The 25,422-nt window shown below is 71.2% G+C and carries 21 protein-coding genes; 1 reads left to right on the top strand and 20 read right to left on the bottom strand.

Going from position 1 to position 25,422, the window contains the following annotated elements; translation table 11 throughout:
* Nucleotides 1-10 precede the first annotated feature (10 nt).
* The 18 genes from ACZ6TV_RS15430 to ACZ6TV_RS15515 all read right to left on the bottom strand — a co-directional run bounded on the left by ACZ6TV_RS15430 (nucleotide 11) and on the right by ACZ6TV_RS15515 (nucleotide 22,269).
* Nucleotides 11-946, bottom strand: coding sequence for a DMT family transporter (locus tag ACZ6TV_RS15430; protein WP_465297808.1), 936 nt, complete (start codon nucleotides 944-946; stop codon nucleotides 11-13).
* Between the two features lie 59 nt (nucleotides 947-1,005).
* The gene (locus tag ACZ6TV_RS15435) at nucleotides 1,006-2,148 is read right to left on the bottom strand and encodes a class I SAM-dependent methyltransferase (RefSeq protein WP_465297809.1); all 1,143 of its coding nucleotides are present in this window, start codon (nucleotides 2,146-2,148) and stop codon (nucleotides 1,006-1,008) included.
* Nucleotides 2,145-2,744, bottom strand: a complete 600-nt coding sequence (locus ACZ6TV_RS15440; protein ID WP_465297810.1) for a cysteine dioxygenase — start codon at nucleotides 2,742-2,744, stop codon at nucleotides 2,145-2,147. Before ACZ6TV_RS15440 ends, ACZ6TV_RS15435 begins: the two co-directional genes overlap by 4 nt.
* A 246-nt stretch (nucleotides 2,745-2,990) precedes the next feature.
* A complete protein-coding gene (locus ACZ6TV_RS15445) occupies nucleotides 2,991-4,337 on the bottom strand; it encodes a phenylacetate--CoA ligase family protein (RefSeq protein ID WP_465297811.1) in 1,347 nt (448 codons plus the stop codon).
* A complete protein-coding gene (locus tag ACZ6TV_RS15450; protein WP_465297812.1) occupies nucleotides 4,334-5,473 on the bottom strand; it encodes a GNAT family N-acetyltransferase in 1,140 nt (379 codons plus the stop codon). Before ACZ6TV_RS15450 ends, ACZ6TV_RS15445 begins: the two co-directional genes overlap by 4 nt.
* Before the next feature lie 168 nt (nucleotides 5,474-5,641).
* Nucleotides 5,642-6,370, bottom strand: a complete 729-nt coding sequence (locus ACZ6TV_RS15455) for a TauD/TfdA family dioxygenase (RefSeq protein WP_465297813.1) — start codon at nucleotides 6,368-6,370, stop codon at nucleotides 5,642-5,644.
* A gap of 21 nt (nucleotides 6,371-6,391) precedes the next feature.
* Nucleotides 6,392-7,318: a DMT family transporter gene (locus tag ACZ6TV_RS15460; RefSeq protein ID WP_465297814.1), complete on the bottom strand. Its 927-nt coding sequence runs from the start codon at nucleotides 7,316-7,318 to the stop codon at nucleotides 6,392-6,394.
* Nucleotides 7,315-8,292, bottom strand: coding sequence for a PLP-dependent cysteine synthase family protein (locus ACZ6TV_RS15465; RefSeq protein ID WP_465297815.1), 978 nt, complete (start codon nucleotides 8,290-8,292; stop codon nucleotides 7,315-7,317). The genes ACZ6TV_RS15460 and ACZ6TV_RS15465 overlap by 4 nt, the downstream gene beginning before the upstream one ends.
* A gap of 38 nt (nucleotides 8,293-8,330) precedes the next feature.
* A complete protein-coding gene (gene lat / locus ACZ6TV_RS15470) occupies nucleotides 8,331-9,665 on the bottom strand; it encodes an L-lysine 6-transaminase (protein ID WP_465297816.1) in 1,335 nt (444 codons plus the stop codon).
* Nucleotides 9,666-9,958: 293 nt separating this feature from the next.
* Nucleotides 9,959-11,245 carry a YncE family protein gene (locus ACZ6TV_RS15475; protein WP_465297817.1) on the bottom strand — a complete coding sequence of 429 codons (1,287 nt, stop codon included), beginning with the start codon at nucleotides 11,243-11,245 and terminating at the stop codon, nucleotides 9,959-9,961.
* Nucleotides 11,242-13,041, bottom strand: a complete 1,800-nt coding sequence (locus tag ACZ6TV_RS15480; protein WP_465297818.1) for an anthranilate synthase family protein — start codon at nucleotides 13,039-13,041, stop codon at nucleotides 11,242-11,244. Before ACZ6TV_RS15480 ends, ACZ6TV_RS15475 begins: the two co-directional genes overlap by 4 nt.
* The gene (locus ACZ6TV_RS15485) at nucleotides 13,038-14,843 is read right to left on the bottom strand and encodes a carbamoyltransferase family protein (RefSeq protein WP_465297819.1); all 1,806 of its coding nucleotides are present in this window, start codon (nucleotides 14,841-14,843) and stop codon (nucleotides 13,038-13,040) included. The genes ACZ6TV_RS15480 and ACZ6TV_RS15485 overlap by 4 nt, the downstream gene beginning before the upstream one ends.
* A gap of 9 nt (nucleotides 14,844-14,852) precedes the next feature.
* A complete protein-coding gene (locus ACZ6TV_RS15490) occupies nucleotides 14,853-16,184 on the bottom strand; it encodes a chorismate-binding protein (RefSeq protein WP_465297820.1) in 1,332 nt (443 codons plus the stop codon).
* The gene (locus ACZ6TV_RS15495; protein ID WP_465297821.1) at nucleotides 16,181-17,587 is read right to left on the bottom strand and encodes a coproporphyrinogen-III oxidase family protein; all 1,407 of its coding nucleotides are present in this window, start codon (nucleotides 17,585-17,587) and stop codon (nucleotides 16,181-16,183) included. Before ACZ6TV_RS15495 ends, ACZ6TV_RS15490 begins: the two co-directional genes overlap by 4 nt.
* Nucleotides 17,580-18,188: an anthranilate synthase component II gene (locus tag ACZ6TV_RS15500; protein ID WP_465297822.1), complete on the bottom strand. Its 609-nt coding sequence runs from the start codon at nucleotides 18,186-18,188 to the stop codon at nucleotides 17,580-17,582. The genes ACZ6TV_RS15495 and ACZ6TV_RS15500 overlap by 8 nt, the downstream gene beginning before the upstream one ends.
* A 6-nt stretch (nucleotides 18,189-18,194) precedes the next feature.
* The gene (locus tag ACZ6TV_RS15505) at nucleotides 18,195-19,313 is read right to left on the bottom strand and encodes a hypothetical protein (RefSeq protein WP_465297823.1); all 1,119 of its coding nucleotides are present in this window, start codon (nucleotides 19,311-19,313) and stop codon (nucleotides 18,195-18,197) included.
* Nucleotides 19,310-20,752, bottom strand: coding sequence for an amino acid permease (locus tag ACZ6TV_RS15510; RefSeq protein ID WP_465297824.1), 1,443 nt, complete (start codon nucleotides 20,750-20,752; stop codon nucleotides 19,310-19,312). Before ACZ6TV_RS15510 ends, ACZ6TV_RS15505 begins: the two co-directional genes overlap by 4 nt.
* The gene (locus ACZ6TV_RS15515) at nucleotides 20,749-22,269 is read right to left on the bottom strand and encodes a coproporphyrinogen-III oxidase family protein (RefSeq protein WP_465297825.1); all 1,521 of its coding nucleotides are present in this window, start codon (nucleotides 22,267-22,269) and stop codon (nucleotides 20,749-20,751) included. Before ACZ6TV_RS15515 ends, ACZ6TV_RS15510 begins: the two co-directional genes overlap by 4 nt.
* 449 nt (nucleotides 22,270-22,718) lie before the next feature.
* Between ACZ6TV_RS15515 and ACZ6TV_RS15520 the strand changes: the two genes are divergently transcribed.
* Nucleotides 22,719-23,207, top strand: coding sequence for a YbaK/EbsC family protein (locus ACZ6TV_RS15520; protein WP_465297826.1), 489 nt, complete (start codon nucleotides 22,719-22,721; stop codon nucleotides 23,205-23,207).
* Here ACZ6TV_RS15520 and ACZ6TV_RS15525 read toward each other — a convergent pair.
* A complete protein-coding gene (locus ACZ6TV_RS15525) occupies nucleotides 23,176-24,414 on the bottom strand; it encodes an MFS transporter (protein ID WP_465297827.1) in 1,239 nt (412 codons plus the stop codon). The two genes, ACZ6TV_RS15520 and ACZ6TV_RS15525, sit on opposite strands and share 32 nt — an antisense overlap.
* Nucleotides 24,411-25,421, bottom strand: coding sequence for a GNAT family N-acetyltransferase (locus tag ACZ6TV_RS15530; protein WP_465297828.1), 1,011 nt, complete (start codon nucleotides 25,419-25,421; stop codon nucleotides 24,411-24,413). The genes ACZ6TV_RS15525 and ACZ6TV_RS15530 overlap by 4 nt, the downstream gene beginning before the upstream one ends.
* Nucleotide 25,422: the final 1 nt, after the last annotated feature.

Raw genomic sequence — 25,422 nt, forward strand, 5'->3', positions numbered from 1 at the left:
TGTGGACGGTTCAGCGGGCGAGGGCGTCCTCGGCGGGCTCCTCGGTCGAGGGCGGCGCGGCCGTCGTCAGCTTCTTGCGGGTGACGATGAAGACCACGGCGGCCACCACCATGCCGGCGCCGAGCCAGTCCTGCCAGTGCAGGGTCTCCTCGCCGAGGGAGACGCCGACGAGGACCGCGACCACCGGGGTCACGAAGGCGTACGCCGAGGCGCGGGTCGGGCCCCACTTGGCCAGCAGGTACGTGTAGGCGGTGAAACCGACCATGGAGCCGATCACGACCAGGTAGAGCCAGGCCCAGGCCGCGTCGGCGCTGGGAACGGGCCCCGCGGCCGCGATGCGGTGCCCTTCGAGCACCAGGGAGACGGGGATGAGCAGCAGGCCGCCGATGAAGTTCTCCATGCCGGACATGAAGGTGGCGGGGTAGCGGCTCAGCAGGTCGCCGCCGTAGACGCCGGCCCAGTCGTAGACCAGTGTGCCGACGATGATGGCGGCGGTGCCGGCCAGGACGCGGCCGTCGGGCTCGTACCGCACCTGGGTGAGCACCAGCAGGGCGACCCCGGCCAGGCCGAGCAGCAGGCCGAGGAGCTGCCGGCGGGCGATGCGCTCGCGCCCGAGCAGCAGCGCGAAGGCGAACAGGCCGATCGGCACGAATCCCTGGACCAGCACGCCCGCGAGGCCGGACTCCACGTACTGCTCGCCCCAGAAGATGAGGCCGAAGCAGATGCTGATCGCCCCGGCGGACATCGCCACCAGGCGCCCCAGGTCGGGCCACGTGATGCGCTTCCAGCCGCCCACGAAGCGGGCCACCACGAGCAGCAGCACGCCGGCCACGGTGAACCGGGTGGCGGCCAGCCAGAGCGGCGGTGCGTCCTGCACACCGATCCGGATGGCCAACCAGGTGCCACCCCAGGCGAGGCAGAGGGCGACGAAGGCGAGGGCCGGCATGAAGCTCCCATCGGGATGAGCGGGCGGTGGCCGGGTCGCCGGCCACCGCCTGGACGTGGTTACGGGCGTCGGGCTAGCAGCACCACGGTGTTGCCGAAGGCCGCCGTGTCGCCGCTGATGTCCTCTTCGACCTCGAGGCCAGCGGCGGCCAGCTCGGCCGCCAGCTCGGCCGCGGTCGCCTCCTTGTACGGGACCAACGGCAGGTCCAGCATCGAGGTCGTGCCGTCCTGCATGCGGATCCGGCGCGGGACGACCCGGCCGGCGACGACCGGGCCGACGGTGTCGTAGTCCGGCACCGAGTAGAAGCCCTGCAGCCACTTCTCCCGGCAGTGGGCCAGGAGGAACAGCCCGCCGGGGCGCAGCAGGTCGCGGACGCCGCGCAGGTGGGCCGCGCGGAGGTCCGGGTCGGGGATCATGTGCAGGCAGCCCATGTTGAGGGCCAGGTCGAACGCGCCGCGCGGCAGGTTGTCCAGCTCGATCACGTCGCGCTCGAGGAACTCGACCTCGACGCCGGCGGCGGCGGCGCGCTCGCGCCCCTTGTCCAAGGCGGCCCGGGCCACGTCGACCGCGGTCACCGTGTATCGCTGGGTGGCCAGGTAGACCGAGTCGCGGCCCTCGCCGCAGCCCAGGTCGATCACCCTGGCCGGGGCCGCCGGCAGCCGGTCGAGGTTGGCCAGCAGCACGTCGTTGGGGTCGGGCGCCTCCCAGGTGGCCCCGCCCGCGGCATACACGGCCGCGTAACGGTCGGCGTAGCCGTAGTAGAAGTCGCGGGCGGGTGGCACCTCCGCCGCCTCGGCGGCCGCCTCGGGCCGCTCGGCCGGGGCGGCGGGTGCGCCGTGGACGAGCAGCACCGCGCTCGGCACGGGGACCGCGACGGCCCGCACCGTGACGTCCTCGCCCGCCGCGAGCCGCACCGACTGGCCCTCGCCGAGCAGCCTGGCGGCGCCGGAACGAACGACCTCGATGCGCCCGGCGGTGACCACGAGCAGGGAGTCGGCGGCGGGCGCCCAGGCCAGGGGCAGGTCGGCGACCGGCCGGTTGACCAGCCAGCGGTCGGCGCCGGCCACCGGGCCGTCCGGCAGGCCGCGCAACGAGTCCAGGTGGACGGGGCGCCCGGCGGCCGCCAGCACGTCCGCGTTGGTCAGTGCCGCGTCACCGAGGTGCGCCGCGTCGATGACGGTGTTCGTCACGGTCCCGGTCATGCCCCCACCTCCGCCGTCGCGGCGGCCAGGTCACGACGCTCCATCTTGATGATCTCGAGCATCTGCCGCTGCTCGGCCGGCCACCAGGCGCCGCAGTCGTCGCTGACCACGCAGACGGCGCACTGCTGCAGGTCGTAGACCTTCATCCGGGTGATCGGCGGCGCGTACACGTGCAGGGTGACGGTGAGCTCGTCGGTCGGGTTGCCCATCGCGTGCACCATTGAGCGGGCCGCGAAATACCGCGACCCGTTCACCTCGGTGCGGGTCAGATAAGGCACCGGGACATCGTACTGGTCCAGCGTGTACAGGGTGTGCTCGACATTGCCGCTCATCACGTTGACCCAGCCGAACGACGAACCGTGGTCGTGCGGCGCGCAGGTCCGGTTCGCGCCCCAGTTCATCGCGATGATCTCGACCTCGTCATTGGCGAAGATCTTTTGCCGGCCGTACGGGTAGACGCCCGGCTCGCTGGCGTATTCCAGCACCTCGGACAGCGTCCCACCCACGGCCGCCCAGGCGGCGGACAGCTCCTGCGGCCCGGGGGCCACAAGTTGCGAAAATTGCGCGACGATGCGATCGTACAAGCTGTTCGACATTGCTACTTCTCCCATCGATTGGATAGTTAATCCAGGGCTTCGAGATAGTTGCTTCCCCCGCGACTCGTATGCCCGACGGGCAGATCGACCAAGTCGTGAGCATGACTGTCGAATGATCTGGAACATAACAATGCCATTCACCGTGGTCAAGTCAGATCCACGCGTTGAACCGGCCATTTCCGGGCACGGAAAAATGGACGACGGTTACCATTCTTTTCACCGTCGCGAATTGATTGTCCGGACGCGTTACGCCGGCATCACCCCGTCCCCGCGCCGCTGCAGCGGCACGACGCGCTTGATCTTGCCGCTGGCCCGGTCGGGCCGCAGCGCGTCGACGGCCTCCACGGTCAGCTCCGGCGCGAAGCCGAGCCGCTCGCTGACCGCCGCCAGCAACGCCTCCTCCAGCGCCGGGCCGCCGGTGGTGGTGGGCTCGTACCGCACGTGCAGGTGACCCGTCCCGACCTGCAGCACCTGGTACTGCCGGACGCCACCGACCCGGATCGACCACAGCGGCAGCTCCGGCACCGACCGGGTGCGCTCGCCGTCCCACAGCCGCAGCACCGCCGCGTCGCGGCCGAGCGGGAAGCTGATGCTGGTGAGGTCCGGATCGGTCCAGGCGGCCACGTCACCGATGCGGTAGCGGACCAGCGGCAGGACAGTGCGGTACAGCGTGGTGACGACGATCCGGCCCGGCACCCCCGGCCGCGTGACCGGCCGGTCCTCGGCGTCGAGCAGTTCCACCAGGTGCAGGTCGTCGTAGATCCGCAGCGACTCGACGGCCGGGTCCGGCTGGTAGCCCAGCGGGCCGGTCTCCACGGTCGAGTAGCTGTTGTGCGGCGGATGCGGCCACGCCGACTCGATGCAGGTGCGCTGCTCGGGCTGCAGCCCCTCGCCCACGCTCAGCAGGTGGGCCGGGGGCAGCGGCACGCCCCGCGCGAGGGCCTCCTCGGCGATCCCGACCAGCACGTGCGGCCGGGTGAGCACGACCTCGGGGCGGTGCTCCAGCACGACGTCGAGCAGCTCCCCGGGGCTGGCGAAGACGTCGGCGAGCCAGACGTCGAACGCGCCGCCCAGGTGGTACATCCACGCGTTGCCGCCGTTGTGCCGGTCCAGCAGGCCGATGTACAGCAGGGTCCGGGCGGCCGGCCGGGCGCCGTACACCGCCCGGCTGGCGAACGCCTCCAGGCTCTGGGCGAAGTCGCGCAGGCTGTACAGCACCGGCAGCGGCGCGCCGGTCGAACCCGACGAGGAGAAGAGCAGGTGCTCGTCGTCGCAGCGGCTCCCCAGCCGGAACGGCAACGCCAGGAAGCGCTCCACGACGGCACGGTCGACGCCGGTGCCCGCCGCGAACGCGTCGAAGTCCTCCACCAGGTGCTGCTTGTGCAGTACCGGCACACCCTCGACACCCTGGTAGAGCTTGCGGTATCCGGGGTTGGCCGCCCGCAGCGCGGCCGCCAGCGCCCGCATCTCCGCCTCCGCCCGCCCCCTGCGCTCGGCCGGTGGGACGGCGGCCAGCGCCGCCCGCCGCCGCCGCTGGCGGTCGAAGCCCTCCGCGACGAGCGGGTCCTGCAGTGCCGCGCCGTGCAAGGTCATGCCGCCTCCTGCAGGGGGTCGGTCGGGTGGGCCGGCGGCGGCTGCGGCAGGCGCGCCTCGGCCAGCTCCGCGCGGGCGTGCCGGTCGATCTCGGCGAGCCAGCTCCGGACCGCGCCGTCCAGGGCCGGCGGCGGCGCCATGGCCGCGTAGACCGGGCGCCGCCGGCAGCCGTACTTCCGCTTGATGTAGTACGTGCTGCGGCCGAAGTTCACGACGCGCCGGCGTTGCTCGATCGCGTAGCGGATGACGCTCGCGTAGAGGTAGTTGTAGTGCCCGAACTCGGTGAGGCCCGCGTAGTCGAACCCGATGCACCACGGCGCCACCTCGACGCCGTCGTCCAGCGCCACGCAGGCCAGCAGCGGCCGGCCGTGGGCGGAGACCAGGAAGACGACGGCCGACTCGCCGAGCCGGTCGAGCACCGCGCCCAGGAAACGCTCGGTGAAGAACTCCGGGCTGCCGTGGTGGGCCGCGGTACGCCGGACCAGCTCCGCGACGAGGGCCACGTCGGCGTCGCCGCGCCGGACCTCGACGGTCACGCCGGCGCGTTCGCTGCGGCGCATGCCGGACACGATGTTGTGGCGCTTGTTGCTGGGCATCCCGGCGAGGTACGCCTCGAAGCTGTCCCACTCCACGTCGAGCAGGTTGGTGCAGGACAGCAGCGCCAGCCGGTAGCCCCGACCGGCGAGCAGCGGCAGCAGCGGCGAACCGGCCGGGACCAGCGGGAACGCCAGGATCAGGTCGGGCCCTTCGGCCCGGCGCACCGCCTCGACGGTGTCGAGCAGCGCGGCGCGGGTGACGTCGTCGCCGGCGAGGATCTCGCTCGACTGGGCGTACATGCTGTGCGCGACGAACATCGGCGCGTCGGGCAGGCCCGCCTCGACGTAGTGCCGCTGGAACATCCGCAGCTTCGGACATCGGCCCGTCAGGTACAGCGGCGCCACCGCGGTGACCCCGGCGCCGCCGGACGCCACCACGTGACGCGCCTCCGCCTCCACCAGCCCTCCCGACTCGAGGGCCCCGAGCCAGGAGTGCCGGTGGTACACGGAGCCGCCGTGCGCGACGACGGCACCGTCCCAGGCCGCGGCCGAGATCTCGTCGATGCCCCGCAAAACACGGACATCGGCCATACCGGTCATGGCGCCACCTCCGCTGCGCTCCGGCGTCGCCCTGACCTGAACCTGTCACATGATGACCGGCCCGAGCCGCTGCGCTGGCCGGTCATGACGCCACCCCCGCTGCGCTCCGGCGTCGCCCTGACCTGAACCTGTCACATGATGACCGGCCCGAGCCGCTTCGCTGGCCGGTCATGCCTCGGCGAGCCAGACCCGGCGCAGGTGCCGCCGGGTGTCGGTGTACGCGGTCCGCGAGTGCACCAGACGGTGGTTGTTCCAGATCAGGATCGAGTTCGGCGTGAAGTCGATCGACACGTGCGCCTCGTCGAAGTACGCCAGCACCCGCTCCCGGACGTCCAGGACGAACGGGTCGTCGTCGGTGACCACGCAGTTGTAGCTGAAGCGCAGCACGGGCGACAGGCCCTCGCGCACCTCCCGCAGCGGGTGCACGGCCGTGCGGCCGAGCTCCATGTCCTGCACCCCGGCGCTGGAGACGAACCGGTACTCCTGCGAGGACAGGGCGGTGCGCTCCTGCTCGGTGAACCCGTCGTACAGCGGCCGGAGGTCCGCCAGCGTCGTCTGCCCGCCGCCGTCGGAGGCCGGGACCAGGCACCACAGCGCGAGGTACTTCGGCGGCAGGCCCTCGTACTCGTAGCACTCGGTGTGCGGGCGCAGGGCCTTCGTGTTGAGCGAGTGGTACAGGTTCTCGAACCGTTCCTGGGACTTGATCGACCAGATCAGCTCGCCGTCGTACTGCGGCATGAGCGGGCCGAACTGTTCGAGGTAGGCGACGTGGTCGAAGCCGTCGGGGACGTTGTCGATGTAGACGTAGCCCATCTCGTCGAGCTGGGCGGCGACGGTCTTCTGGTCGGTGTCCGGCAGGCTGAGGCGGCTGAGCGGGCTGGTGGTGCCGGCGGTCATGTCACTACCTCCTGTGCTGGGCTACTCCTTGACGAGATCCGCCGCCGGTTCGCCGGCCGCGGCGCTGCGGTCGGCGGGGGCGGGGCGGAACTTCCGGGTGAGGGTCGGCCCGACCACGACGATCGCCAGGCCGACGAGGATGACGAGCACGCCGGTGGTCTGCCGGCCGGTGAGCGCCTGGTCCAGCACCATCCAGCCGGCCACGACGCCGACGACGGGGACCAGCAGCGAGAACGGGGCGACCTTCGAGGCGCCCTCGTCCTGGATCAGCCGGTACCACAGGAAGTTGCCGAGACCGGTGGCGAGCAGCGCGATGTAGAGCACGGCGCCGACGGTGTCGATCGGCATGTGCCGCACCGTGCCGACCTGGCCGTGCTCGAAGACGGCCGACAGCAGCAGCATCGGCGGGATCACGGCGACCGACTGCCAGACCGTCATGGTCCAGGCGGAGATCTTCCCGGCCTTGCGCAGCACGATGTTGGAGCAGGCCCAGCCGGCCGCGCCGATGAGCACGCAGACGACCCCGAGGATCGGCGCGTTCTCCCCGCCGGACAGCGACAGCAGGACCAGGCCGGCGCCGCTGAGCGCGAGCCCCATCCACTGCAGGACGCCGAACGGCTCGCGGAGGAAGAACCACGCCAGCACGATCGTGATGAGTGCCTGGCTCTGGATCACCGTGGCCGCCACGCCGGCGCTGACCCCGAGCTTGAGGCCGAGGAACAGCCCCGAGAACTGCACGACGCCGTAGAGCAGGCCGACCGCCGTGATGTACTTCCACGGCAGCCCGTCGCGGCGGGTGAAGGGCATGAAGAGCACCGCCACCGCCAGGTAGCGCAGGGCGACGAGCAGGAACGGCGGCACGTCGGCGACCGCCTCGTCGGCGACCACGAAGTTGAAGCCCCAGATCACCGCGACGAGGACGCCGAGCAGGACATTGGTGAACTTCATGCGGCGCCGGCCTCGCGCGGGAAGAGGTCGGTCGAGATGTATTTGAGGCCGCTGTCGACGGCCGGCGTGACAATCGTGATGCCGCCGCCGCGCTCCCTGGCGAGGCGCAGCGCGGCCGCCACGTTCATCCCGGTGGACGTGCCGGCGAAGATGCCCTCCTCGCGGGCCAGCCGCAGGGCGGTCTCCCGCGCCTCGGCCTCCTCGACGACCATGACCTCGTCGTAGAGCTCGGGGCGCAGCAGCGGCGGCACGAAGCCCAGCGCGATGCCCTCGACCCGGTGCGTGCCCGGCGCGCCGCCGGAGATGACGGCCGACGTGCTCGGCTCGACGATGTGCACGGTGACGGCCGGGTCGTGCGCCTTCAGTACGTGCGCGACACCCATCGCGCAGCCGGCGGTGCCGACGCTGGCCACGAACGCGTCGACGCGCCCTTCGGTCTGGGCCAGGATCTCCCGGCCCAGGGTGCGCTGGCCGACGGCGTTGTCCGGGTTGTTGAACTGGTCGGTCCAGTAGGTGACGCCCTCCTGGGCCAGCTCGCGGGTCCGGTCGATGATGCGCGGCATCAGGTCCGGCGTGATCGCGCCGCCGACGCTCGGCACGATCACCACCTCGGCGCCCAGCGACGAGATGGTGCGGATCTTCTCCTCGCTGAACGCGTCCGAGGTGACGATCTTCAGCGGGTAGCCCTTGACTGCACACACGAAGGCCAGCGAGGAGCCGGTGCTGCCGCCGGTGTACTCGACGATGGTGGTGCGCTCCGGCGAGATCTGGCCGCGGCGCTCCGCCTCCTCGATCATGGCCAGCGCCATGCGGTCCTTGTAGCTGCCGGTCGGGTTGAAGTACTCGAGCTTGACCAGCACGCGGGCGTCGAGCCCGGCGGTCAGCCGGCGTAGTGGGACCAGCGGCGTGTTGCCGATGGACTGCAGCGCGCTGGGCAGCGCCGGGCGGACCGGCAGATCGTCGAGGACACTCATGTGCGCCTGTTTCCTCCGTCGTGGTGGGTTCAGGTGGTTCAGGTCCCGCTCTTGTTCAGGCAGGCGTCCAGTGCCGCGAGCGCGCGGTCGAGGTGCTCCTCGGTGACCGTCATCGGCGGGCGGAACCGCAGACCCCGATCGCCGCAGGGCAGGACGATGACGGACTCGTCGGTGTACATCCGCGCCACCACGTCGTCGCGCACGGCCCGGTCGGCCAGGTCGACCGCGCACATGAGCCCGCGGCCGCGGGGGTTGTCCAGCAGGCCGGGCCGGGCGCGGGCGAGCTCCCGCAGACCGAGGAGCAGATACCGGCCGCGGTCGGCCGCGGTCGCGAACAGGCCGTCGCGCTCGATGACCTCGAAGATGCGGGTGGCCCGGATCATGTCGGCGAGGTTGCCGCCCCACGTGGAGCTGATCCGCGACGAGACGCGGAAGACGTTGGCCGGCACCTCGTCGATGCGCCCGCCGCCCATCACGCCGCAGACCTGCGTGCGCTTGCCGAACGCCACCAGGTCGGGAGCGAGGCCGAGCTGCTGGTAGGCCCACGGCGTGCCGGTGATGCCGCCGCCGGTCTGCACCTCGTCGAGCACGAACAGCGCGTCGTGCTCGCGGCAGACCTCCTGCATGGCGCCGAGGAACGCGGCGCTGAGGTGGTTGTCGCCGCCCTCGCCCTGGATCGGCTCGGCGATGAAGCAGGCGATGCGGCCCTCGGCCGCCGCGAACGCGGCCCGGGCCTCCCGCAGCGCGTGCCGCTCCGCGGCGGCGTTGTCCGCCTCGTGCGCCTCGACGGGGAACCTGAGCGCCGGCGCCGGGATCCGGGGCCAGCGGAACTTCGGGAACCCGGCGGTCTTGGCCGGGTCGGTGTTGGTGAGCGACAGCGTGTAGCCGCTGCGGCCGTGGAAGGCCCGTTCCAGGTGCAGCACCGAGAGCTCGTCCTCGAGCCCGGGCCGGTCCGCCCCGGCGGCCCGCAGCCGCTGCAGCTTCCAGTCGAAGGCCGCCTTCAGCGCGTTCTCCACCGCGAGGGCGCCACCGTCGACGAAGAACAGGTACGGCAGCGCCGGATCACCGAAGACCCGGGCGAAGGTGATCACGAACCGCGCGTACTCGGCGGTGTAGACGTCCGGGTTGGACGGCTTGTTGACCGCGCCCGCGGCCAGCCTCGCCATGAAGTCCGGGTCGCCGGTCAAGGCCCGCGGATTCACGCCCAGTGCCGCCGAGGAGAAGAATGTGAACATGTCGAGGAAACGGCGGCCGGTGGCCGCGTCGTGCAGCCATCCGGCTGCGCTGGAGCGCAGATCGAGGACGAAGTCGTAGCCGTCGACGAGCACATGGTCGGCCATGACCGAATGCAGCTCGGCGGGGTCGATTTCCATCGATGAAGATTGCGGGCGGGACGGACTGATACGCGCCTGTTCCTGAGTCAATGCTCATCCCCGTGTATATCAGAGCACGAATTTCAAGGACCCGAAAGAGTGTCACCCTCCGGCGGTCGACAGTGAACGACGCTATCAGCAGCCGTCTATAGGGGCAATCCAATTCACACCGGTCCGAGTAGCGCCATCTGCACGATCGGACGAGGGTTTGTTTCCGATGTGTGAATCATTGTTTCAGGCCGAATACCGGCCGGCCGAAATATCGGCCGGCCGGCCTCGTGACAGGTGTGTCGCTATGCCCGGCGGACGATCCCGATGTGTGCGGTCGCCGCGAGCGAACCCGGCGCGCAGAACGGCACCCGGTCGACGACCGCGCCGCGGTCCAGGTCGACGACGTACAGCGTCGTCGAGCCGGTCAGGTAGACGTACCGCCCCGACTCCGACACGGCGAGGTAGAGCGGGGCCGGCGTGTTCTTGTCGCACGCGAAGGGCGGCTCGAGCCGGTCGTGGTCGAACAGCTCGATGCCGGCGACCAGGCTCATGTCCGCCGGATCGATGACGAACAGGCGGTTCGGATAGCCGGTGACGGCCAGGTAGCTGCGCCCGTCCCGGCGGAACGGCTCCTGCGAGGTGATCCGCAGGAAGTCCGGCGCGGTGTAGGTGCCCTCCCGCACCACCTCGCCGTCGTGGTACCGGAAGCGGTCGACCGCACCGGGACCGTGCACGACCACCTGGTTCTGCCACTTCGAGATGTTGTTGCACGAGATGTAGAAGACCTCGGGGTCGTCGAGGTCGAAGTCGACGTGCGCGGAGCAGCTCTCGGTGGTGCCGACGACGACGGTCCGGCCGGTCCGCGGGTCGGCGAGCACGAACCGCCCGCGCGGGAACGGGTTCTTGGCATACCGCTCGACGTCGAGGTCACCGTCGACGCCGTCGACCCTGCCGTCCGGCCCTGCCTCGACCGACAGGTTCATGTCCACGCCGACCACGAACCCCAGCGGCGAGACGTTGACCTCGTGCATCGTGTCCAGGACGAAGTCCGGCAGCTCGGCCACCCCGGTGTCCGTCCCGGTCCGCAGGTCCACCCGCCGGATGGAGCTGCGCACCGGCTGGCGGCCGTCGACGTACCGGCGCAACCGGTCGGCGCCGTCGGTCACCCCGAACGTGATCACGCCCGGCTCGGCCTCGCACTTCGTCGAGCTCTGCATCGTGGTGAAGTCCAGCTCGTCGGCGGGCGGCCACAGCGGGGTCTCGCCCGTCGGCAGCAGGCGCCGCAGATACGGCGCCTGCTTGAACGACACGATGATCTCGCCGTCGGCGCTCTGCACGAAGCTGTGCGGGTGCAGGAAGTACGGCAGCAGCTGCTCGTGGCTGCCCAGCCCGTAGGGGACGACCTCGCCGAGCCGCTCGGCCAGCACGGCGTGCTGACGCGAGCGCAGCTCGGCGATGTCGATCGTCGTCTCGCGCAGCGTCCGCCGGGCGAGATCGAGGAACAGGTAGCGCTCGTGCGTGCCGTCGCCGGACAGCCCGCTGATGAGGATCGTGTCCTCGCTGTAGCTGTCCCGGAGCGGCAATGTCATCGCATCAGCCAAAGGAGCACCTCCCGCAGAATCGTGACGCTGTTGGTCGTCAGCACGGACTCGACGTGGAACTGGAAGCTGCCGAACCGCGGCGCGCGCAGGGCGATCACCCGGCCGTCCGGCTCCGCCGCGATCTCGACCCCCTCCGGGGCGACGGCCGGCGCCTGGGCGAAGAACGTGTTGTAGAACCCGACCGGCTCCCGCCGGCCGAACAGGTCGACGCTCTGCTGCACGCCCTGCATCGGCGGGTCGACCGGGTGGACCGTCATGCCGAGCGTGCGGCAGAGGACCTGGTGGCCGAGGCAGACCGCCAGGAACGGCAGCTCGGCGTCGAGCAGCTGCCGGGTGATCTCGTGCAGCCGGGCGATCTTCGGGCTGTCGAGGTTGTTCGGGTCGCCCGGCCCGGGGCCGACGAGCACCAGGTCCGCGCCGTCGAACGAGATGGTCTCGTCGCGGTACCCGCACATGCTGACCTTCATCCCGAGGTGCTCCAGGATGTGCTTGAGCATCTCGGTGAACTGGTCCTCGTTGTCGATGATCAGCACCGAGCGGCCGATCAGCTGCGGCGCGGCGTGCCGGTCGTCGGTCTGCCGGTCGATCCAGAACCGCGACAGGTACTTGTTGCGGCTGTTCAGCACGTCGGTGACCAGCTGGTCGACGTGCTGGTCGAGGAACGGGCCCGGGGCCTCGGCGGTGGTGATGGCGCGCAGCAGGCCCTCGGCCTTGGCCCGCACCTCGCGGCACTCCTTCTCCGGCACGGAGTCGCGCACGATGCTCGCGCCGGCGCGGATGACCGCGTGGCCGGTGGCCTCGACCTCCATCGTCCGGATGGTGATGGCGCTGTCGAGGTACGGCTCGCCGTCCTCCTCCAGGCCGGTGACCAGCAGCGCGGAGGAGTAGTACCGCCGCGACTCGGTCTCGTGCCGGTGGATCACCCGGGCGGCGTTCTCCAGCGGGCTGCCGATCATCGTCGCGGCGTACATCGACTCGCGGAAGGCGTCGATGTGGTCGATCGTCGCCGTGCCCTCCAGGACGTACTCGGTGTGCACCAGCGCGCTCATCTCCTTGAGGAACGGCCCGCTCACCACGCCGCCCTCACCGCAGATCCGCGACATCATCTTGAGCTCCTCGTCGACCACCTGGAAGAGCTCGTTGATCTCCTTCGGGTCGGACAGGAACTCCACCAGGTCGGCCCGCTTGCTCAGCGCCGCCCGCGGCAGCGTGCCGCAGATCGGGTTCATGGTGACCGTGCCGCGCCGGTACGTGAGGTGCCGCTCCGGCGACGAGCCGATGAAGTACCGCTCGCCGTCGAAGAAGCAGAAGGTCAGGTACGCCCCGATCTCGTTGCGGGCCAGCCGGGCGAAGATCGTGTGCGCCACGTCGGGTCCGAAGTTCATGATCGGGACGTCGCAGCGGCGCGACAGCAGGAAGTTGGAGCCCTCGCCGCGCTGGATCTCCTCGCTGATCACCTGCGCGATCTGGGCGGCGAACTCCTCGTCCGAAGGGGTGAACGTCGGCGTGCCGCTGACCTCGACCGACACCCCGTCCGGCGCGACCGCCGCCAGGTCGATCCGCTCGAACCGCGACGGCACGAGCGAGATGATCGGCTCGTTGCCGTCGTGGCACACGTAACCGCGCTCGCGCAGCTGCGTGTACGGCACCATGCTGATGACGGGATGCCCGGTGCTCTTGGGCACATCGGCGAGTCGCCACGAACGAACGACTTCCCCGGCACCAATGGTGGCCTCGCCCTCGGAATACATCAGGCAGTACGGGTTGGTGAAGTCAATCGTCATGGCTCGACCACCTTGCTTAGCAGGAATCGGTGCAGCACCAGAGCGTCGATTTCGGTGCTCAAAAAGCACTCTAGGGCATCCTGCGGCGACGAGACGATGGGCTGGCCCGCCACGTTGAACGATGTATTGATGAGGCACGGCACGCCGGTGGCCTCGGCAAAGGCGTCCAGCAGCGCGGCCAGACGAGGATTGGCGGCGGGGGTGACGGTTTGCGCCCGGGCGGTGCCGTCGACATGGCAGGCGCCCGGCATGATTTCCCGATATTCGGGACGCACGGAAAAGACGAACGTCATGTAGGGCGACGAAACTTTCTTGCCCATCTCCAGCACCCGCTCGGCGGCCGACTCCAGCATCACCGGCGCGAAAGGGCGGAACGGCTCACGCCGCTTGACCCGGAGGTTGATCACGTCCTGGATGTCGGCGAACTGCGGGTTGGCCAGGATGCTGCGGTTGCCCAGCGCCCGCGGGCCGTACTCGGTGCGGCCCTGGAACCAGCCGAGCACCACCGGCTCGGTCAGCAGCTTCACGACGGCCGCCAGCAGGCTCTGCTCCTCGGTGTACTCCTGCCAGGTGACCTTGCCGGCGTACCCGGCCAGCAGTTCGCGGATGTCGTCGTCGGTGTACTCGGGTCCGAGGTAGGGGTCGGGGTCGGGCCGCACCGGCGCGCCGAGCCGCTGTGCGGCGTACACGGCCGCGCCGAGCGCCACGCCCGGGTCGCTCGCGCCGAAGCTGACCGCGGCGTCGGTGAAGCGCGAGCCCTCCAGCAGCTTGGTGTTGTTGACGCAGTTCAGCGCCAGACCGCCCTCGATCAGCAGGCGCGGGAGGTCCGATCGCCGCTGCAGGGCGTCGATCTGGTGGCGGGTGACCACCTCGACGGTCTCCTGCACCGCGGCCGCCACCCGGCAGCGGAAGTCCCAGTCGTCGTTCGGGACGGTGCGCTCGAAGATCTCGTCGAACAGCCCGGCGTAGGCCTGGGTGTCCAGCAGCGGGTGGTCGATGCCGAGGGAGTAGCCGCCGCCGTCGTGCAGCCGCACGACGTGGTTCAGCAGCGGGTTGCGCCCGCCCGGCGGCTCGCCGAAGGCACTGAGCCCCATCACCTTGTACTCGTCGTTGTTGGGCACGAAGCCGAGGTACCGGGTCACCTTGCTGTAGAGCAGGGCCAGCGAGTTGGCGATGTCGACGGTCGCGTCGTCGAAGATGGTGACCTCGCCGTCCCGGACCTCGCCCATGATCGACGAGTACCGCTCCGCCCGCCCGTCGCTGACCAGGAAGGCCGCGTCCGGCCAGCCGGCGATGTGGTAGCCGCACATGAGGTGGGCGAGGTGGTGCGGCACGAGCATGAGCCGGCCGTCGGGGATCTCGAACCCGGTGCGGGCGGCGAAGTCGGCCCGGACGGCCTCGGGCGACACCAGCGTGGTGCGCAGCTCGTCGAGGCGGCGGACGCGGGCGAACTTCTCCTCGACGCCGGCCGCGCCGCCGGCCTCGCCGCCCACGGCACGGGCGAGCTCCGCGTCCCACACCTCGGGCGTGAAGTCCCACGGGAAGGCGAAGCAGTCGACGTCGGGCAGGGCGACCCCGGCCTTGTCCAGGGCCCAGCGCAGGGCTCCGACCGGCAGGTCCGAGGTCTTCTTGACGCGGCTGATCCGCTCCTCCTCCACCGCCGCGACGACCTCGCCGTCCACCGCGACGACGACCGCCGCGTCGTGCCCCAGGACGCGATATTTGTCGATCCCTTTGCGCCCGTACAGGCGGCCGAACAGCTCGGCCGATCCGGTGAAGCCGTTGAACCCGACGATGATCATGTCCCCCGCCTATCTGAGGTAGCGCAGTTTCAGGTCGAGCTCGCGCAGCTCCTGCTCGACCTCCGAGTCGGCGACCACGCCGCCGCCGCAGCGCAGCGTCAGCTCGTCGTCGCCGTCCTGCTCGGCGCAGGTGACGATGGTGTTGGAGCGCAGGGTGCCCGCGCCCGCGTCGTAGCCGCCGAGCAGCCCGGCGAAGAAGCCGCGCCGCTCGTCCTCGACGGCCGCGAGCACCTCCTGCGCCCGGATCTTCGGCGCGCCGACCACGACGCCGCGCGGGAAGTTGCCCAGCAGCATCGCGCCGAAGGGCAGCCCCGGCCCGCAGGTGCCGGAGACGGTCGAGGCGAGGTACGTGGTCGGGCCGATGACCAGCGGCTCGCACAGCCGGTCGACGGTCACCGACACCGGGCGGCAGAAGCTGCTCAGGTCGTTGCGCTCCAGGTCGACCAGCATCACGTGTTCGGCGTAGTACTTGGGGTCCTGCCGCAGCAGGCTGCCGAGCCGGTCCCGCTCGGCGTCGTCCGCCGCGGCCGGCTGGGTGCCGGCGAAGACCCGGGTGCCGACCCGGTCGCCGTCCCCCGTCAGATGCGGCAGCGAGCAGTTGCCGAACACCCGGGTGCCGTCCAGCTGGAAGTAGTAGCTGTACTCCGCGTCCGCGTAGCGGCCGGCCACGTCGGCGAAGTAGCGGTGCACCGTGCCGGCCGGGCGGGCCCGCACCGCGACCGAGACGACGACCTGGTAGGCGTCGCCGCGGTGCAGATGCTCACGCACCACGTCGAGCTGGCGGCGGTACCGCCCGGCGTCGATCTCCTCGATCGTCGCCGTCAGGCGGGCACCGGCGTCGGCGGGCCGGCCGCGCGGCGGCAGCGCGGCGCAGAGCCGCTCCACTGCCTCCCGGTCCTGCGGCGCGCACCGCAGCACGCCGCCGGCCGGGTCGTGGACGACCGCCTGCCCCACCGGGGCCACGAAGCCGAGCAGCCCCGGTCCCGGCGCGGCGGCCGGCGGCGCGGTCCCCGGCACCCCACGTTCCCGCCGCAGCAGCCACGTCGCCTCGTAGGACAGCGCGAAGAGCAGGTCGCAGCCCGTCCAGCCGGGCGGCGCCGCGGACACCTGACCGTGAACCTGGTCGAGGAGCGCGGCGATGCCGCCGTCGAACCGGACGCCGTCCCGCACGGCCCCGTCCGCCCGGATCCGCCACGCGTCGCGCAGCGACGCGAACAGCAGCCGCCGGTCGGCCAGCCGGTAGCACACCAGCGAGCCGAACCATGCTTCCAGCGGGCCGACGAGGTCGTACGGGTCACCGTCGAAGGGCACCTCGACGTACGGAGGCACGACGCTGCTCAAAGGGTGAAGTTGAAGGCGTTGCCGGCCGCGCCGGCGAGCTGCCCGACGCCGCGGTTGATGCCGTCGTTGACGAGGTCGGAGTAGAACAGCCGGGTGAAGCGGTCGCTGACGTCGGCGTAGTGGTCGGTGTAGCGGATCCGCTGGTCGTCGATGGTGATGACGCCGAGCGCGCTGAGCGCCTCGAAGACCGTCTCGAAGCGGCGCAGCGGCTCGCTGCCGGCCGGGTAGTAGGAGTTGAACCGGGGGATGTCCAGCTCCGTGTGCTTCATCGCCAGCACCAGGTGCCGGCGCAGCGACTCGTCCTCGCTCAGCGGGAACACCTTGTCGACGGCGGGCAGCCCGGCCTCGATCCGGCGCATGTACTCGCGGAAGTTGAACGCGTTGTTGTACGTGTACCCGTGCGAGTGGCTGTAGCCGCTGGCGCCGAGGGCGAGCGTGTATCCGTTGTGCCCCCAGTGGTTGTCCTGGTAGTGGAAGATCCAGTCCTCGCGCGGGAACAGGTTGCGCGAGAACTGCCAGTAGCCCATGTCGGTCATGCGCCGCTTGGAGTAGCGGTACAGGGCGAGGCTCCGGCGGAACAGCCGGGCGTTGTCCTCCTGGCCGAGCGTCACGTTGTTGATGGCGCCCTTGCGCACGGACAGCGTGAACAGCGTGATCTGCGTCGGGGTCGGGTCGAGGGCCGCGACGGCGTCCATGGTGCGCTCGAGGTTGCCGAACGCCTCCTTCTCGATGCCGGCGATGAGGTCGATGTTCACGTTGGGCACGCCGCTGTCGACCATGTTGTAGTACGTGCGCACCACGCTGGACGGCGTGTCCGACCGGCGCGACTTGCGCAGGATCTCCGGGTCCAGCGACTGGACGCCCATCGACAGCCGGTTGGTGCCGTTGGCCGCCATCGCGGCGATGCGGTCCTGCACCGCCGAGTCGGGCGAGCACTCGTAGGTGATCTCGCGGCACTCGGACAGGTCGAACCGGCGGATCACCCGCTCGAAGAGGAAGTCGATCTGCTCGGGGTTGAGCCGGCTCGGCGTCCCGCCGCCGACGAACACCGTCTCGATCTTCTTGCCCCGCATCATCGGCAGGTACTGCAGCGCCTCGCGCTCCAGGCACCGCAGGTAGCTCCAGATCACCTCGGTGTCGTCCTGCACCACGGCCACGCTGTAGTAGCAGAAGCTGCACTTCTGCTTGCAGAACGGGATGTGGATGTAGAGGTTGTGCGAGAACGTGTCGCTGCCGGCCCACAGCGTGTCCACGTCGACGACCGACGGGTCGCGCGGCTCCCACAGCGAGATCGGCGGGTAGGTGAAGACCAGACCCGGAATGTGGTCGTCCGCCTCGATGAGCTGATCGACGATGTCGGACTTGCTCGCATCGGCCAGCTTGAAGATGTACTCCTCAGCCATGGTCTCTCCTCGGCGGAATCTCAGAAAGAAAGTTCGCGATGATCCGGAGTCCGTCGGCGGTGCCGATCGACTCGGGGTGGAACTGCACGCCGAACACCGGCAGGTCGGTGTGCTCGACCGCCATGACGCTGCCGTCGTCCTCGGCCACCGCTGTGACGCGCAGGGTGTCCGGCAACGACGTCTCCTCCAGCACGAGGCTGTGGTACCGCATGACCCGGAACCCGTCCGGCAGCCCGGCCAGCAGCCGGGACGGGGCGCGCAGGCGCACCCCGGAGACGTGCCCGTGGCGTACCCGGTCCAGCTGGGTGACCTTGGCCCCGAGGTGCCGGCCGATCGCCTGATGCCCGAGGCAGACGCCGAGCACCGGCACCAGCGGGGCGAAGTGGGCGAGCGCCGCCAGACTGACGCCGTAGGACGACGGGTCCTCGACCGTCCCGGGCCCCGGCGACAGGACCAGGTGCGTCGGTCCGGGCGCGATCACCTCGTCCAGCGTCGCGGTGTTGCGCACCACCTCGGTGCGCGCCCCGCACAGCTCGAACGACTGCACGAGGTTGTACGTGAAGGAGTCGAAGTTGTCGATGAGCACCACCGAGGCGTCCACGGCGGCTCACCCGCCGCCCTCAGTACGACGCACCGCGCGGCCCTCGATCTCGAACCGCAGCTCGGGCCGGCACACGTCCACCTGGTTCACCAGGGCCGGCACCGGCCGTCCGGTGCGCCGCCACCAGTGCCGCCACGCCGCCTCGGCCTGCTCGTCCTTGCAGTACACGTAGCAGCTGACCAGGTCCTCGACCGACATGCCGGCGTTGCGCAGCAGGTCGGTGAAGCTCTCGCAGGCGAAGTCGACCGCGGCCTGCGCGTCGGCCTGCGGCAGTGACACGCCGTCGCGGTCGATGCTGGAGACCCCGGAGACGTTGACGACGTCGCATCCGTTGCGGCGCGACCGGTTCGCCCGCACGAACCGCGGTCCGTAGTCGGCGGGCGGGCGCTGCAGCGCGGTCTCCACCTGCGCCGCGGCGGGCGCGCCCGCGACCGCGGTCGCCTCGACGGCCATCGCGACGAAGCCCCCGCCGGGCAGGCTCGCGCCGATGCCGGTGCTGGCCGGGAACGTCGTGAGCCCCCACCGGTCGAACGCCGCGTCGCGCGCCTTGTTGAGCTCCACGTAGTTGCGCTCGATGTCGGACAGGAAGTACCAGGTCCGGTCCACGTGCTCGGGTGCCAGGCCGCAGGCGGCCAGGGCCGCCTCGGCGCCGCGCAGCCCTTCGCTCGCCTGGTCCAGCGTGGACGACCCGGCCGGCGCGCCGGCCACGTGGATCATCCGGCGGACCTCGCGCCCGTCCTCCTGCGTGACGATGAGCGTGGTGTCCGGACCGGGCGACTCGATCCGCACGCCGGCGCCGGCGTGCGGCACGACCGCGGCTACCTCGACCGACCAGCGTTGCTCGGCGCGGGGGTACTGGTGGGCCGCCCACAGCCGGCGCGGGAGCGGTGCGGGTGGCGCGACGAAGTCGCCGAAGACCGTCACGCGCAGGATCTGGGCGTCGTACCGCCGCCGCACCTCGCGGACGATCTCCTCGACCTCGGCGGGCGTGACCGCGCGGCCCGCGCCGCTCGCCTCCACGTGCGTCTCGTCGTAGTGCGAACCCCGGACCCGGCTGGTGCGCACCGCCACCCCTCCCGACTGCTCGAGCTGCGCCGGCCGCGACCTGCCGGCGGCCGTCGTCATCGCCGCACCACCGGTTCCGCCGCGGCCTGTCCAGAGGACTCGCCGGGTTCCGGCGTCCCGGCCCGCCTGCGGCGCAGGACCTGCACGGCGCCCGCCACCGCCACGAGCAGCAGCAGGGGCGCGCCGAGCAGCACCGGCGTGCTGAAGGCGTCCGACACCGCCATCGTGACCAGCACGCCGGCGAGCAGCGCGACCGACAGGACGGCGGCCACCCCGGCGATCCGGTCGCCGAGGCGCGGTGCCGCGCCGTCGCGTGGTGCCGCGTCGGCGGACCGCCGGAACGCCAGGTAGGTGACGAGGATCGAGATCCAGGTGAGCAGGGCCCCGGACAGCGACACGCCGACCAGCGCCAGGAACGCGCGCTCCGGCGCCCACAGGGCGAGCACGGCGGCCAGCAGCAGCCCGGCGGCGCAGACCAGCAGGGCGGGCAGCGGCACCCCGCGCCGGCTGATGGCCCGGAACGTCCTGGGGGCCTGGCCGCTCATCGCCGCCTGGTACAGCGTGCGGCTGGTGACGTAGATGTTGGTGTTCATCGCGGACAGGGCGGCCACGAGCACCACGGCGTTCATCACGTGGACCGCGGCCGGCAGCCCGACGACGTCGAGCAGGTGCACGAACGGGCTCGCGGCGACCCCGCTGCCGGCGGTCTCGGTCCAGGACACCACCGACACGATGACGGCCGTGCCGAGGACGTAGAAGAGCAGCAGGCGCAGCGCCACGCCGCGGGTCGCCGCGACGATGTCGCGCCCCGGGTCCCGCGACTCGCCCGCCGCGACCGCGAGCGCCTCGGTGCCCATGTAGCTGAACATCACCAGGACCATCGCCTGCCACAGGCCCGACAGTCCGTTGGGCGCGAACCCGTGGTCGGTCCAGTGCGACAGGCCCGGCGCGGGCAGGTCGGGCAGCCCGACGGTGATCGCGACGACGCCCAGGCCGATGAACGCGACGATGGCGATCACCTTGATCATCGCGAACCAGTACTCGAACTCGCCGAAGACCCCGACGGCCAGCGCGTTGACCCCGAGCAGCAGCACGGCGACGATGACCACCGGCACCCACAGCGGGAGTCCGGGCCACCACAGCCGCAGGTACAGGCCGACCGCGGTGGCCTCGCTGCCGAGGTTGACCACCTGCGCGATCCAGTACCACCAGCGCTGCGCGAAGGCGGGCCCCGGGCCGAGGAAGCGCTCGGTCAGGCCGCCGAACCCCTGTACCCGCGGCACCGCCTGGATCATCCGGGACAGCGCGTACGCCAGCGTCACGGCGACGGCGCCGCCGAGCACGAAGGCCAGCACGATCGCCGGGCCGGCCGTGGCGATCGCCGAACGGGAGCCGAGGAACAGGCCGGTGCCGATCGCCCCGCCGATGCCGAGCATCAGCAGCTGCCGGCGGGACAGGTCGCGGCGCAGCCCGGACCCCGCCGCGGGTTCGGCGCTCACTGCGCCGGCTCCGCCACGGACAGCGGCAGCGACGGCCGGCCGCCCGGGGTCACGGTCGCGGCCACCGGCCCGCGCTCCAGCGGCGAGAAGTCGTAGCGGTCGATCGGGTCGCGCTTGAGGTCGCGGATCCCGGCGTTCGCGCGCCGGACCAGGTCCAGCACCTCGTCGCTGACCAGCCGCAGGGCGATGCTGTCGGCCATCGGCACGCCGGCGTCCGTCAGCTCGATCGCGTGCTCGCCGATGTGGATGAGGCCGTACTCCACGAAGGGCGCCAGCTCCGCCGCGAAGTGCTCGGCGGGGTCGACGCCGTACCGGGTCTGGAAGTCCGCCCGGCCGACGCCGCGGGAGCGCAGGTTGAACATGACCGCACGGCGCATCCGCTCCGCCTCGCTCAGGTGGGCGGCCCGCCACACGGGCAGCTCGCCGCGCTCCACCCGGCCCAGGTAGCCGTCCATCCCGCAGTCGTTGTAGTACTGCGTGTCCCCGACGTAGCCGAACCCGGAGACCCCGAACGGCAGCAGGTTGATGTCCTCGATCGAGTCGTACTTGGCTTCCTGCTGACGCGAGTGCGTGTCGGCCTTCGCGTAGTAGAACAGCGGCCCGCGGCGGAAACCCAGCTCGGCGGTGACGATCTCGGTCATGTGGTGCATGAGCAGTCGCTGCCGCACGTCGGGGAAGATCTCGGGCTGGCTGCGGTAGTGCGCGGAGATCGGGTCCGCCTGCTTGAACATCAGCGGGAAGATGTTGAACTTCTCCACGCCGTAGCGCAGCAGCGAGGCCAGCGTGGTGTACCAGTTCTCCGGCGTCTGGTAGGGCAGGCCGAAGATCAGGTCCACCGAGTGGTTGTCGAGGTTCCGCTCGTGCAGCAGGTCCAGCATCCGGTACACGTGCGTGGCGTCGTGCCCGCGGTTGAGCTTGCGCAGCACGCGGTCGTCCATCGACTGCACGCCGAACACCCACCGGTTCACCCCGCTCGCGGCCAGCGCGTCGAGCCGGTCGAGGTAGTCGGGGGCGTCGATCACGCTGGGGTGCAGCTCGAAGGTGACCTCCGTGCGGTCGCCGATGTCGACGTGCTTGCGCAGGTGCGCGAACAGCGCGGTGATCTGGTCGGCGGACAGGTAGGACGGCGTGCCGCCGCCGAAGTACACCGTCTGCGCCCGCACCGGCTTGCCGACCGCGGCCGTGACCATCTCGATCTCGCGGTGCAGCGCGCCCAGGTACCGCTCGACCCGCTGGTCGTGGGGCAGGATCTCCTTGGCGAAGTGGCAGAAGGTGCACCGCTGCTCGCAGAACGGGATGTGCAGGTAGACGCTCGCCTCGTCGGTCAGCCCGGTCAGCACCTGGTCGGCCGGAAGCTCGGTCATCGCCTTCAACGGCGGGTAGGTGCCTACCAGGTAGTAGTTTTCGATCGGCTGCAGGATGCCCAGCCCGGACAGTTCCTCGATCGGCGTCGCGGCAACCCTGCGCTCCGCCTCTTCATAGACGGATGTGAATGCCGGAATTTGCACTGCGGACATGCAGGAACTCCTTGCGAACATGATTCCCCGTATCGGCACGACATTGTGCCGCCGAACTACGCACTGATCCCGCCAGGGACCGGCCAGGCTGCGGCGCACGCTGCGGCGCGCATCGACGCATGCCAGGAGGCGCCGCGGACCCAAGGCAGGGCGCGGCAAAGTGAGCAATCAACAACTCGGCCGGGTCAAGGACCGGCAGGTCGGACGCGTTGGCTCAAACCGGAACGGCGCGCGTGATCTTTCCCCCGTCGTCTCATCGCGCCGCAATAAATTGACCTTGATGAGAACCGATATCATTCAACACAGCACGAGTTGCCCGTGTCAAGGCCCCATCCAATGTCGTCCATGATTGCGTTGCGTCGCCACGGGCGGCTGACCGGGCAGTACTGTCCTGCGTGGCGCCGCGCGGAAGCCGAAGACGCACGACGATCCGCCGTTAGAATTCCCACATGACGGAAGATTCCGCGATCCCGACGCCGATCGGCGTGCTGCAGCGCGCCGGGGTGCCGTTCCGCGTGGTCGAGCACGCGCCCATCCGCACCGCCCGCGACATCGAGGAGCACCTGGACCTGCCGGTCGAGCGTTCGGTGAAGACGCTGGTGTTCCAGACCGACGCCGGCCGGGTCGTGCTCGCCGTCATCCCCGGGCCGAGCCGGCTCAACTACCGGGAGCTGGCCAGGGCCGCGTCCGTGTCGCGGGCCCAGCTGCGCCCCGCCGACGAGGCCGTGCTCGGCTCGCTCGGCATGGCACCGGGCGGCGCCAGCCCGGTCTGCGCGCGCGCCGACGTCCTCACGGTCTTCGACACCGCGGCCGCCACGATGGGCCTCGTCTACTGCGGCAGCGGCCGCAACGACCGCACCCTGGAGCTGGACACCGCCGACCTCGTCCGGCTGGCCGGCGACGCGGTCACGGCGCCGGTCGCGACTCCCGCGGGCTGACCGCGGCCGGCCCGGTGGACGCGGTCCGCCGCCGCACGGCGGGGCCGAGCCCGGCGGCACCGAGCGCGGCCAGGGCGCCCGCGCCGGCGCACACCGCCCAGAGCAGGCCGGCACCGCGGTCCAGCAGCGCCGTGCCGAACAGCGGGCCGACGAGGCTCGACGCGCCGTACGCGGTGCCGAAGAACCCGCTGTAGCGGCCCTGGGCGCCTTCCGGGGCGATCTCGGTGACCAGGGTCGGCCCGACGGTCGCCACGCCGATCTCGCCGACCGTCCACACGACGACGGCGGCGGCGTAGGCGAGGATCGAGCCGGCGAGCGCAGTGGCGCCGAACCCGAGCCCGGTCAGCAGCAGCGACCCGGCGAAGACCTGCGGCCGCGGCCACGTCGCGAGCCGGCGGGCCAGCAGCGGCTGCAGCACCAGGATCACCACCGGGTTGACGGCGATCACGAGGCCGTAGACCGCCGCGGGGAACCCGTTGTCGCGCATGACGAGCGGCAGCGTCACGTTCGCCTGGACCAGCAGCACGGCGAAGACGCCGAACGCCGCGGTGATCTGCCACAGCAGCGGGTCGCTCCACGCGCGGCCGCCACCGCCGCCCCGGGCCGGGCCGGCGACCGGCCGGTCCGCCGGCACGAACAGCGCCACCACGCCGGCGAACGCCGCGTTGCCGGCCGCGTTCACCACGAACAGCAGCCAGTACCCCTGCCCGGCGAGCACCCCGCCGGCCACGCTCGCGATCGCGCTGCCCAGGTTGACGGCCCAGAAGATCAGGCCGAACGCCCTGGCCCGGTCGGCGGCCGGCACGATGTCCACGACGAGCACGTTGAGCGCCGGCCGGTACAGGTCCACGACGATGCCGTACAGCACGACGAGCGCGATCATCGTCGGCACGGTGCGGCCGAAGGGCACGGCGCACACGGTGACCGCGCCGGCGACCGCGCCCGCGAGCAGGGTCCGGCGGGCCCCGAAGCGGTCGGCCAGCACGCCGCCCAACGGCTGCGACACGATCGCGCCGGCACCGAACGCGGCCAGGATGAACCCCGCGGTGCGCGCGTCCAGGCCGCCCTGCCCGGTCAGGTACAGCGCCAGGAACGGCTGCACCATGAACCCGAGCCGGTTGACCAGGCTGCCGCACCACAGCACCCGGAACGCGACCGGCAGGGGCCGGTCCACCGCGTGCCGCGCCGCGTAGACCCACCGGTTCATCGCCGGACGTCGACGAACTCGCCGCCGGCGGCCGACAGCCGGGCCACGACGGCGTCGAACGCCGCCGTCAGCCTGTCCCGCAGTGGGTGGAACACCGCCGGGTCGCCGTCGCCGACCGCGCCGATGTGGTTGGCGAGCAGGTGGAACGTGTTCGCGCCGAGGTCGAGCTTCTTGACCTCGTTGCCGCGCCCGAGGCTGAAGGTGTGCACGCCGTGCTCCGCGCCCCACCGGTACAGCTGGTAGAAGGCCGCCCGGTAGTGGCTCACGCCGGGCTGCGCGGCCTCGGGGTCGATCCCCTGCGCGAGCAGGGTCATGGACCGGCCCGTGCCGTCCAGGACGCACAGCATCGCCTGGACCCACGCGTCGTCGCCGAGCGACCGGCGCAGCAGCAGCCGCAGGCGTTCCCGCAGCGGCGAGTCCAGCGCGATCGACATGGCGGTGGCGTCCAGATGGTTGTAGCGGTGCCCGTACTTGGCGAGGTTCAGCGCGTGCAGGCCGACGAACGCCTTGAGCGCCTCCGGGTTCGCGGCGAGGTCGTCGCCGGTGAGCACCTCGTACGCGCTGACCTCCTCGCTGCGGCGCACCATGCGGCGCAGGTCGCGGTAGCGTCCGTTGCCCAGCTGGGCGCGCAGGTCCTCGTCGACGCCCGCCCGCACGTGGAACTGCGTCTCGATGAACCAGGGCAGCGCGACGAACCCCGCCGCCGGCAACGGCCCGCTCGGCTCGGCGGTGCGCAGCTGCGGGTAGAGCAGCCAGTCGGCGCCGTCCTGCGCGGCCCGATCGAGGTCCCGGCGCAGCCGCGGCTCGTCGGGCGCCGGGCTGTGCATCTCGTAGAAGAATCCGACGGGCACGTGGGCGCGCGTCTGGTTGAACGCCGCCGCCTCCAGGCCCACCTCCGTCACCGGCGCCCGCCAGTGGATGTTCTCGCCCAGCACGACGGTCGGGCTCGACAGCCCGTACATGGCCGTGAACATCTCCCGGTACGCGTCCGCTACCGAACTCGGCATG

This window comes from Dactylosporangium sp. NPDC051087 (assembly GCF_055586325.1).